This is a genomic window from Halolactibacillus alkaliphilus, assembly GCF_900115465.1.
GTDB classification, from domain to species: domain Bacteria; phylum Bacillota; class Bacilli; order Bacillales; family Amphibacillaceae; genus Halolactibacillus; species Halolactibacillus alkaliphilus.
In genome coordinates this window covers 45165-56509 of record NZ_FOWN01000018.1, presented here as the reverse complement: position 1 = coordinate 56509, position 11345 = coordinate 45165, and the positions used below count along the sequence as shown (strand labels likewise).

General features: G+C 39.7%; 8 protein-coding genes. 4 read left to right on the top strand and 4 right to left on the bottom strand.

From position 1 onward, the window contains the following. A partial coding sequence (locus tag BM163_RS08595) for a zinc ribbon domain-containing protein (RefSeq protein WP_143088205.1) occupies positions 1 to 190 on the top strand: 190 nt, incomplete at its 5' end. 284 nt (positions 191 to 474) lie between these two features. Here the strand turns inward: BM163_RS08595 and BM163_RS08590 are convergent. From BM163_RS08590 to ppc, 3 genes are all read right to left on the bottom strand, one after another. Further along, positions 475 to 1479, bottom strand: coding sequence for an EAL domain-containing protein (locus tag BM163_RS08590; protein WP_089802187.1), 1005 nt, complete (start codon positions 1477 to 1479; stop codon positions 475 to 477). Between the two features lie 179 nt (positions 1480 to 1658). Next, positions 1659 to 3521 (bottom strand): PTS fructose transporter subunit IIABC, encoded by a 1863-nt coding sequence (locus tag BM163_RS08585; protein WP_089802185.1) that lies wholly within the window; start codon positions 3519 to 3521, stop codon positions 1659 to 1661. 435 nt (positions 3522 to 3956) lie between these two features. Further along, positions 3957 to 6710, bottom strand: a complete 2754-nt coding sequence (ppc, locus tag BM163_RS08580) for a phosphoenolpyruvate carboxylase (protein WP_089802183.1) — start codon at positions 6708 to 6710, stop codon at positions 3957 to 3959. A gap of 627 nt (positions 6711 to 7337) precedes the next feature. On the opposite strand from ppc, the gene glpK reads away from it, so the two are divergent. Beyond that, positions 7338 to 8846, top strand: a complete 1509-nt coding sequence (glpK, locus tag BM163_RS08575) for a glycerol kinase GlpK (RefSeq protein WP_089802181.1) — start codon at positions 7338 to 7340, stop codon at positions 8844 to 8846. A 122-nt stretch (positions 8847 to 8968) separates the two neighbouring features. On the opposite strand, the gene BM163_RS08570 is transcribed toward glpK, so the two are convergent. Next, entirely contained in the window at positions 8969 to 9859 is an 891-nt protein-coding gene (locus tag BM163_RS08570) for an aldo/keto reductase (protein ID WP_089802179.1), read from the bottom strand. 341 nt (positions 9860 to 10200) lie between these two features. Between BM163_RS08570 and BM163_RS08565 the strand changes: the two genes are divergently transcribed. Beyond that, positions 10201 to 10383 (top strand): cold-shock protein, encoded by a 183-nt coding sequence (locus BM163_RS08565; protein WP_089802177.1) that lies wholly within the window; start codon positions 10201 to 10203, stop codon positions 10381 to 10383. Positions 10384 to 10560: 177 nt separating this feature from the next. Beyond that, positions 10561 to 11313 carry a SurA N-terminal domain-containing protein gene (locus BM163_RS08560; protein WP_089802175.1) on the top strand — a complete coding sequence of 251 codons (753 nt, stop codon included), beginning with the start codon at positions 10561 to 10563 and terminating at the stop codon, positions 11311 to 11313. Positions 11314 to 11345: the final 32 nt, after the last annotated feature.

The following is an 11345-nucleotide window of genomic DNA, read 5'->3' as shown; positions in this document are numbered from 1 at the left end:
AGGAAAACAGCTTGTCAAAATAGACAAATGGTTCCCCTCTACAAAAACTTGCTCTAACTGTGGTTTTGTAAAAGAAATCAAATTATCAGAGCGCACTTATCGATGTGATTGTGGATTAAACCTTGATAGAGATTATAATTCAGCACTCAATATCAAAAAAGAAGGTATTCACTTATTAGCAAGTGCCTAATGAAAATATAAACTCTTGGAACAAGAGGGTTAGCTTGGTCAATTTCGTCAGCTATCAAAAGTGGCGATTACCCAAGAAGCCCCCACTTCAAGCAACCCGTAAGGGTGGTAAGTGGTGGGAGTAGTTCACGAGAAGTGTTCAATCCAGGTTCGTTCGTTGCCATTATCTCGACAAACTTTTTCGATAGTGAAAATACCAAAAATAAACCGGATGTGATTTTTGATTAAGAAGATCACATCCGGTTTTTATGTCATATTTTCGCGTTTTGTCTCAAACTCGTTTGTTTATAACTTTTTTAAATCAATAGTTGCTTCTTTGAGAGGCTCTTTTTCAGGTCTACCAAATAAATAACCTTGAAATAGATCGAATCCGGCGGATTTTAACCAATCAAATTCAGCGACTGTCTCTACTCCTTCAGCAAGCGCCATGGCACCGAAGGTGTCACGTAACTTAAGGATTTCTTTTGCGATGTGTTGCTTTTCGGGGTCTTGATGAACGTTGCGTACAAACGTTAAATCAAGTTTAATGAACGGTGGTTTAAGTTCTTCTAAAAATGTCAATGTATTATAGCCGCTCCCAACATCGTCTAGCGCATATAAAAAACCATTTGACTGATAATAACTTAAAATGTTTTTTAAATGCCCTGTGTCTTTTACTTGTTCGGTTTCAACAACTTCAAAGACAAATCGGCTACTGTCGATATCTAGAGCATTGGCTAAATCGGTCGTTGTTTTCAAGCAATATTCAGGTGTGTAGATTGACGTTGGAATGAAATTAATAAACGCTTTTTGATTTGGCAACAATTTCTTCACTTGTTTTACGGCATGAATCCGACAAATGCGGTCTAATGCAAAGGTACGCCCACGTACTTTTGCGGCTGGAAACATGACATTAGGATAAATGGTTTGGCCCTTTTTATCGACAAATCGTGATAACATCTCATAGGCAAATATGTTGCCATCTGATTTAATAATCGGTTGAAAATGCATCCGTATGTATGGTTCAAATAATAAGTCATCCACCCAAGAAGCTTCCACGTATTTATGGAAATCTATGATTGGTAACCAATCATAATTATTAATTTTAAACGTGACATCAGTTGTTAGTTTGGTTGCTTCTAAAAAATCAACGAGTTCACGTGCCGCTTGTTCGTGTGTTGTGAGGTAATGTTCGTTCACTTCCATAGGAAAGCCTTGGTGATCAAAGTGCTTTTTAATCAAGGTGATAATCGTTTTATTTAAACAAAAGGTAATTTTATGGCCAACAATTGTGCAGTGGGGACAAGGCATGAAAGTGTCCTCCTTATTTTTAAAATAGTATTTACTGGCTCTATTGTACCATAATATTCACCCATTCGTATAATGAGTTGCATAAAAATAGCACGTAACCATCAAGTGGCTACGTGCTGTTTATACGCTTAGAAGCGAGGTGAAAGCAATCGTTATTTACAATTAAGATCACTTATTAATTAACTTCTAATCGGTTTTTTAAGCATACCTAACATAATAGCGGTGATAACCGAACCAATTAAGATAGAGACAATGTACATCAATGCACTACCTTCCACGAGTGGAATAACAAAGATACCACCGTGTGGTGCAGGAAGACCAATTTTGAAGAACATAGATAAAGCACCAGCAACACTTGAACCAACGATGAGTGAAGGGATGACGCGTCCTGGGTCAGCGGCGGCAAAAGGAATGGCGCCTTCTGTGATAAAGCTTGCGCCCATGATAATATTTGATACACCGGCATCGCGTTCTTCTTTTGTGAAACGATTTTTAAAGACGAACGTGGCTAAAGCAATACCAAGTGGTGGTACCATACCACCAGCCATAATAGCGGCATGTGGTGTTAAGAAACCTTCAGCAATCATCGCAATACCAAATGTATAAGCGGCTTTATTAATCGGACCACCCATATCAACGGCCATCATACCACCTAAAATTAAGCCTAAGAGAATGGCATTCCCTGTCCCTAGTGATTGTAACCAATCACCAAGCGCTGTATTAAAGGCCCCAACCGGTTTTTCAACAACATAGAACATGATGATTCCGGTTGTGAAGATCCCGAGTAAAGGATAAATAAGAATCGTTTTAATTCCGTCAAGTGACTGCGGAATATTCGCAAAAAGTTTCTTTAAAAGGACCACGATATAACCGGCCATAAAACCAGCAATTAAACCGCCAAGGAAACCACTTGTTCCTTGTGCTGCCATAAAACCACCAACCATACCAGGTGCGAGTCCGGGCCGGTCTGCAATACTCATCGCAATAAAGCCAGCAAGAACAGGAATCATCAATCCAAAGGCATTCCCGCCACCAATCGTATTTAATGCTTGAGCGAATTGGTTATACGTTTCATGCCCTTCCACGTGCGCTTCAATCCCGAACATAAATCCTAGAGCAATTAAAATCCCACCCCCAACAACAAACGGTAACATATGACTAACACCGTTCATTAAATGACGATAGAACGCATTTTTCTGTTTGCCTACTTTTTGTGTTGAACGCTCACCACTGCCACGATAAATCGGTGCATCAGACGCTAAAGCGCTATTGATCAATTGTTCTGGTCGACGAATCCCGTCTGTGACACCAGCTTCAATTAAGACTTTGCCACTAAAGCGTTCTTTATCAACATTAGTATCGGCAGCGATAATGATCGCATCAGCTTCTCTAATTTCAGCTTCTGTTAAGACGTCCTTTGCACCACCTGAACCACGCGTTTCAACTTTAATATCGACACCAAGTTCTCTGGCTTTGGCTTTTAGAGCATCCGCTGCCATATACGTATGAGCGATACCAGTAGGGCAACCTGTCACGGCTAAGACTTTTTTACTTGATTGTGTCATCGTCGTTTCACCTTCCTCGCGTTCGGCTTCTTTTCGATCAATTAATTGGACAACGTCATCTGTTGATGTTGCTTCTAATAATCCTTTTCTAAAGCTGTCATCCATCAGCATGCTTGATAAGCGAGCTAATGTATCTAAGTGCTCGTTATTGGCACCAACAGGTGCGGCGATCATAAAGAATAAGTGACTGTCTTTGCCATCTAAGGCATCATAGTCAATCCCATTTTTTGAACGTCCAAAAGCAATGGCTGGTGTAACGACGGCGGTTGATTTTGCGTGAGGAATCGCAATCCCGTCACCAATCCCTGTTGAGGTATGGCTTTCACGCGTTAGAATATCGGCTTTAAATTGCGCTGGGTCATTGATTTTCCTCGCCGATTCTAAAACACTAACGAGTTCGTCAATGACACCATCCTTTGATGAGGCAGATAAATTTAGCGACATTGTGTCTTTTGTTAATAATTCAGTGATTCTCATCTGTCTTAACCTCCTAAAAAAGTAGTGTTGAATAATAAAAGAATGAAAGTAAAAGTGCTGCATTTGTTACTACGTTTTTATCATAACTGAAACGCTTACAAAAATCAATCATTTTCCATCATTTTATTTCAAAATAAATCAAAATAATTCAAAAGTGCGATTATTAAGACGGTATAACAAGTAGAATAACAAAAAAGTTAAGGGGCGTCCTGAGGTTCATCTGCTTATTTCAACGGATTTAAATGGTGCTTAAAAACGAGCTGAGTGCGGTGATGAAAAACGAAAGGCCGGTTCATTTGGCAAGATTTTTTTGAAATGGAGATATGTATTACGGTAAATATAGAAGTGATTGATTGAACGTGACCGAAAATGAAAAGCCCCTAAAAGCATGCTTGCTTTTAGGGGCGAAAATAATTAATTGAATTGTAATAGGCATCAACCGGTGTTACGTAAACCAGCAGCAATACCATTGATCGTAAGGAGAACTTCTGCAAGTAGTTGGTTAAACTCTTCAGAACCTTCCTCCACTTGACGCAAGCGATTCACTAATTGCACTTGAATTAAGTTCAGTGGATCGACAAGCGGGTTACGTAAGCGCACCGATTCTTTAATGTTTGGTTGGTGATCCATTAAATCATCTTGTTGGGCGATTTGTAAAACCATCTCTTTAGTCACCTGATGTTCATCGCGAATTGACTGAAAGATACGCTTAGCCATTTCTTGGTCTTCAATCATATCTGTGTAAGCATCGGCAATCTCTAAATCGGCTTTTGTTAAAGCCATTTGAAGGTTGTTGATTGTTGCTTGGAAGAATGGCCATTGCTTGTACATCTCTCGTAACAATTGAATGTTACCTGTTTCATCAAGATAAGCCTTGAGTCCAGTACCTGCAGCATACCATGCTGGGATAAGTTGACGTGATTGTGTCCACGCAAATACCCATGGAATGGCACGTAAATCTTCAAAGCGATCACTACCTTTACGCTTCATTGGACGTGAACCGATGTTTAATGCGCCAAGCTCATTAAGTGGTGTCCCTTGGTTGAAGTATTTCAAAAAGTCTTTATCGTTAAAGACGAGATCTTGATATTTCTTTAATGACACTTCAGAAATAAATGCCATCGCATCTTTGGCTTCATTAGAAGGCATGTCACGATGTTTTTCTGTCTGCTTAATCCCTGCGATAGATGTAAGTAAGACACTGGTTGCTTGTTCAAGTGAACGGTAAGCAATATCAGGAATCAAGTAACGTGAAGACAAAACCTCACCTTGTTCTGTGATTTTAACACCGTCACCGAGTGTGATTGGTGGTTGTGATAATAGACTTGAGTAAAGTGGCCCGCCACCACGACCGAGTGAACCACCGCGACCATGGAAGAACTTCAGTTTAACGCCATAAGAAGAGGCCACAGAGTGAATATCTTCTTGCGCTTTGTAAAGTTCCCAATTGGCTGTTAAGTTACCACCGTCTTTAGAACCGTCAGAGTAACCAAGCATGATCTCTTGCGAGTCACCGCGCGCTTCAATATGCTTACGGTAAAGAGGGATATTAAACAGTTGTTTAATAATTTCAGGGCCAGCTTTTAAGTCGTCAATTGTCTCAAGTAGTGGGGCTACGTGCAAGCGACTCTTCACCCGACCGTCAGGATAGACGCGGTAAAGGCCTACTTCTTTTGCGAGAACTAATACTTCTAACACATCACTCACAGCTTCTGCCATACTAATGAGATAGACTTCAATTGCTCGCTCACCGAACGTGTCTTTTGCTTCTTTAATTGTTCTAAATGTTTCAATCATTTCCTGTGAACTCACACTAAACTCATCATAAATTGAGATAAGTGGACGCGGGTCTTTTAAGACATTAATTAAGACTTGCTGCTTTTGAGACTCAGAAAGCGATTTATAGTCATCACTGATACCAACTTGATGCAAGATCTCAGTGATCGTTGACTCATGTTCGCCACTATGATTACGCACGTCAAGTGTCGCTAAGTGGAAGCCGAAGATTTGTACTTGGCGAATAATGTGGCGTAATAGTTTAATAGGGTTATTTTTTGGTTGATGATTTTCAAGGGAATCTTGAATAAGCAATAAGTCCTCAGAAAGTGCATGCGCATCAACATAAGCACCAGGCTTATCTTCAGCTGTCAATTTTAAACGGCGCATGACCATGCCTAACTTGACACGGTAAACCTCATCTTCTTTATGCCAGCCGCGATAGTTTAATTCATCGCGATCATTTTTAATAGATGCAATCAACGCATCACTTACTGCGACTTTCTTTACTGATTGGCTCAGTTTTTCTTTAAGCTTATCAATAGATTCCATGTATTTCGTTAAGACAAGACTACGTTGTTCTTTTAATGTTTTATAGGTTATCTTAGCGGTCACGTTAGGGTTACCGTCACGATCTCCACCTATCCATGAACCAAACCGTAAAAAGGCAGGCACGTGGAAACGATGACTGTATTTATCATACAGTAAATCTTCTAAGTCTTGGTGTAAAACAGGTAAGACATTAAATAGCACTTTATCAAAGAAATATAGCCCATTAGAGACTTCCTTCATAACTGAAGGTTTCTTCTCGCGAATCTCTGCTGTTTGCCAAAGAATTGTCATCTCTGTTTCAATTTCTTCTTGAATCACTTTCTTATCATAACGTGTATAAGAAAACTCCCATTGTTTTAAGAGATCAGCAATGCGTTGGTGAATCCGTAACATCGTCCGGCGTGTCGCTTCGGTTGGGTGTGCGGTAATCACAAGTTCAAGTGATAAATCTTCTAGCGCTTTTTCGACTTGGTCAATAGAGATATCATGATCGAATAACTTATTGACACCTGCTTCTAGAGAACGTGGTTGGATGATGGTGTCATCTTCCATTTGGTATTCTCTCCGACGACGGATGCGGTAGTTTTGTTCAGCAATGTTATAAAGTTGAAGGTTAACACTAAAAGCACGAATGACTTTGTTTCTAAGCTCGGGTGCCAGTTGCATAATTTCTTGATTAAGTTGATCAAAGTTACTAGGAGACGCCTCATCCCTCAAAGCTTTTGATAGCTTACGGAAATATTTCACTGTCTCTAGTAATTCTTCTCCACCTTCATTAAACAAGACACTATCAAGGATGTCGTTTAAATAAGCGACGTCTTGATTCAGCGTAATGTTTCCTTTGGTTTGTTGTTGATGCATTGAATCACTTCCTTTCAAGATTTTATATTGATGTCACATCAGTGATCAACGAAGACCATATGTATCATTCGCGTGGATTGTTAACCTCACTCTTTAATATGGTGACTATATTTTATCATAACACGAGAAATTTGCAAAAATAACTGAAAAGTATGTAAATTTTAAGGAATTAAACCGTTATCATGCTATATTGCCATGAAAATTTTAATGAAAACCACGAATTAATATCGAAATGAGATAGATGGATGATGAATTTCAGCATTGATATAGGAGGAAAGCGACTAAAATGAACAATTCTTCCTTTAAAGGAAGTGAGAAAAGCCTGTTTTATCAACCTTTAGTTAACGAAGTTTTAAAAAAGTAAAAACACTTTTAAAAAAAGTAAAAAAACTATTGATAACGCTTACAAAATTGGGTATGATAATCTTGTAGCAAGCGAGCTGCATCCCTTCGCAAGTATTGGCCTGTACATAAGACGTCATTAAGACGTCTTTAGATGTACAGGTATTTTTTTCTTTGTCATAAGGAAATCGCGCAATCTGGCATAACCTGCCTGATGCGTGTATAAAAGGACATGTCAAGTGAAAATGAAACAAGCATGAATTATAAGATAGGGGTGATAAGTAAGTGAAAGACTATATTTTATCCATTGACCAAGGAACAACGAGTACACGCGCATTTTTAATCAACAGAGCGGGTGAGATTATCGCGAAAAGTCAACGTGAATTCGAACAATTCTATCCTCAGCCTGGGTGGGTTGAACACGATGCAAATGAAATTTGGACATCCGTTTTGGCCGCAATGGCAGAGGTTTTTAGGTTAGGGGATGTTCACGCGAGTCAAGTAGAGGCGATTGGTATTACGAATCAAAGGGAGACAAGCGTCGTCTGGGAGAAGGATACGGGGCGCCCTGTTCATAAAGCGGTTGTTTGGCAATCAAGACAAACGGAAGATATTTGTCAACAGCTACGTGAACATGGTCATGCGGCCATGATCAAAGAAAAAACAGGTTTGTTGATTGATCCGTATTTTTCTGCGAGTAAAGTTAAGTGGGTGCTAGACCGGGTTGATCCTAATCGAGCACGAGCTAAACGAGGAGAGCTTTATTTTGGGACAATTGATACGTGGCTCATTTATAAACTAACCGGTGGAAAAGTACACAAAACAGACCGAAGTAATGCCTCTAGAACGATGCTTTATAATATTCATACACTGACGTGGGATGAGGAGTTACTTAGACTATTTGATGTGCCAAAAGCGATGTTACCAGATGTTGTTGATACGTCCAGTCATCTGGGAAATACGGTGAGTCACCATTTCTTTGGATATGAGGTGCCAATTACCGCCTCAGCAGGTGACCAACAAGCAGCACTTTTTGGTCAAGCATGTTTTGAGAAGGGGATGGTAAAAAACACATACGGTACTGGTTGTTTTATGTTGATGCCTACCGGTAGTGAAGCGATTCACTCACCATCGGGGTTACTCACAACGATTGCTTGGAGCTTAGATAATCAGGTGACCTATGCATTAGAGGGCAGTATATTCGTCGGTGGCAGTGCTGTTGGTTGGTTACGCGACGGTTTACGTATGATTGAACAGACGAGCGATAGTGAACGTTATGCTTTGCGTGTGGCTTCGACTGATGGTGTTTATGTTGTACCTGCTTTTGTTGGCCTTGGCACGCCTTATTGGGACAGTGATGCTAGAGGTGCCATGTTTGGATTAACAAGAGGAACGACTAAAGAACACATCATTAGAGCGACGCTTGAAGCAATCTGTTATCAAACAAAAGATGTACTTGATACGATGATGAAAGATGCTGGGGTGACGCTTAATACGCTTCGCGTTGATGGAGGGGCTGTAAAAAATAATTTTCTTATGCAGTTTCAGAGTGATTTAATGCATGCGCCCGTTGAGCGCCCAGTCAATAACGAAACAACCGCTCTAGGTGCAGCATACTTAGCAGGTTTATACACGGGTTTCTTTAAAGATAAAGACACGATTAAAGCGCGCTGGCAAAAAGACTGCGCCTTTGAACCGGCTATGGACCCAATAAAGCGTCGGAAATTATATCGTGGCTGGCAAAAAGCCGTTGAAGCAACGCGGGTATTTAAAGTGACAGATGAAGATGATTAAACTCCTCCCACTTAACATTCTAACGAATATTTGAGGAAGGTGTTTTCTCGCTCTAAAACGATAAAAGAGACACTAAAGGCCACTTACGCTTCCTGATGTAAGTGGTCTTTACTTAAAAATGTCTATAACAACGCCGCTGCTTCGGCATTTTTTCTCACTTGTTCAGGTGATTTACAACCTGGAATCACTGTTGTGATGGCCGCATTTTTTAAGCACCAACTGAGTGCCCACGTCGCCATATCAATGCCAACGGGCACTTCTTCTTTTAATATACGTGATACGTCGTGGAGTTTTTTTAGTTGTTCTTCTTTATCATGACGAGAACGAACATCGTTTGAGTCAAATGTATCGCCTGCTTTATATTTACCCGTTAAATAACCGCTCGCAAGCGGGACGCGCGCAAGGATCCCATGATGGTCTTTTTCGGCGATAGGGAAAATGGTTTTTTCTACATTACGTGTGAGGCGATTGTAGATCAATTGAAAAGCTTCGACGCCAACTGAGGATGCTTTTTCTGCTTGATTAATACTCGGATCATTTTGGAGTGAGAGACCAATATGTTTGATCTTACCCCGTTGTTTTTGTTTATCTAACATGGTCCATAAATCATCATTGTCGAACTCGCGATCGGTTAATGAATGCGCTTGGTACAAATCGATGTAGTCTGTCTTTAGTGCCTTTAGAGACTCATCGAGTTGTTTTAACACAGCGTCAGCACTCACGTGACGTGTACGCTCAAAGTTATGATGGAAATGGTGCCCGAATTTTGTCGCAACAACCCAATCTTCGCGTTGATCTCGCAAAAGAAAGTCACCAATAAACGTTTCAGATAAATGATCACCATAACATTCCGCAGTATCAAGGAAGTTAATCCCGGTTTCTTTTGCGGTAAAAAGAATATCATCCACTTCTTTTTGGGTGAAATCTTTTCCCCATTCACCACCAAATTGCCATGTGCCGACGCCAATGACAGATACGTCCAAACTAGTCTGACCTAATGTCCGGTATTTCATATTTAGTTACTCCTCTCGTAAATTGCTCTTATCCGTTAAGTGTAGTAAAAAATCGTTCTAGATGCAAAAAAAATACACCCAATGACGTGATTGGGTGCCAATAAGGGGGACAATCTAATTTGAAAAATACGCTACTTCGCTTGACGTGTAACCGCAGTTAAGTCGTAAAGGAAGTATCTATTCCAAAATTGTAACCGTTTTCATTATATGATATCACCAAGGATTTTTCATCGGTAAAAAGGACTATTTTTTAGTTAAAATTGGACGGATTAAAACTTCTTTTGAAATAATCTGAAAAGAAGCGTATAATAGAAGTTAAACCCAAGAAAGGGGAAGTGTAAATGGCTTATTATAATAACCGTCGTGAACCAGTAGAAGAGGTAGAAACAAAAGTCTGGTCGTGTACGAATGATGACTGTCAAGGCTTTATGCGTCTTGACTATAGTTTTGATGAAAAACCAACGTGTCCATTATGTGGATCCGACATGAAAGAAGATACGAGAGTATTACCGAAGCTATCATAATTGTTTTAATACCTTGCTTTACAGATCACCTCGTGATCTGTTTTTCTTTTTTCATTTTTTCTATAGCGACTTTTAAAATGAATCACTTGCCAAAGCGGTTGTAAACGTGTTCTAATGGTAAAAGTGATGTGTTATTTTAAACGCGATCATGAATATATTTTAAGGAATGATTAATAGATGTTAAAGAAGATGTTCAAGATAACCCTTATGTTCGTGGTGACAAGTCTCTTTTTAATTGCCTGTGGCGATGATGAAACAGAAGACACCCATACGCCAGATCCATCAGACGCGCCTATAGAAGATGCGTTAGATGAAGAACAAACACCAAATGAACCGTTAGTTGTAGAGATAACGGATGAAGAAAAAGCAGCTGAAGACGCTGTTGTATTAGTTGTTAATGGTGAACAAGTGTACGGTAAAGCGTATAATGACTCATACTTTAATACAAAACGTTACATGATGCAAAATGGTCAAGATGTGACGGACACAGATTTCTTAAAAGAACAAACGATGACAACGTTAACGAGTTATACGTTATTACAACAAGATGCAGAGTCCAAAGGCATTGCTATCTCGGATGCCGACATTGATGAAGCAATTGAAGAAACAAAAGCACAGTTTGAATCTGAAGACGCGTATAAGGAAGCATTAACGCAACTTGCTTTTACAGAAGAAAGTTTTAGATTGACTTTAAAAGAACAATTGTTGCAGCAAGTGTATATTGATGAAGTGATTGACACTGAGCCTGTCACGGATGCCGAAGTTAATGAATTTTATGATTTACTTAAAGAACAACTAGAAGAAGCACCGGCTCTAGAAGAAGTTCGCGACCAGATTGAGGTGCAAATTCAACAAAGTAAAATTCAACAAGCGTTTCTTGTTCAAATCGAGGCACTTAGTGACTCAGCAGAAATTGAAAAGAAAATTTAATAGTTAAAAGCGCGCTGTGACTTGTCACAGCG

Bases quoted from the DNA above. Each gene is read 5' to 3' on its own strand.
- BM163_RS08590 (WP_089802187.1), bottom strand. From the start codon at position 1,479: ATGCCTTGTCCCCACTGCACAATTGTTGGCCATAAAATTACCTTTTGT.
- BM163_RS08585 (WP_089802185.1), bottom strand. From the start codon at position 3,521: ATGAGAATCACTGAATTATTAACAAAAGACACAATGTCGCTAAATTTA.
- ppc (WP_089802183.1), bottom strand. From the start codon at position 6,710: ATGCATCAACAACAAACCAAAGGAAACATTACGCTGAATCAAGACGTC.
- BM163_RS08570 (WP_089802179.1), bottom strand. From the start codon at position 9,859: ATGAAATACCGGACATTAGGTCAGACTAGTTTGGACGTATCTGTCATT.
- BM163_RS08565 (WP_089802177.1), top strand. From the start codon at position 10,201: ATGGCTTATTATAATAACCGTCGTGAACCAGTAGAAGAGGTAGAAACA.
- BM163_RS08560 (WP_089802175.1), top strand. From the start codon at position 10,561: ATGTTAAAGAAGATGTTCAAGATAACCCTTATGTTCGTGGTGACAAGT.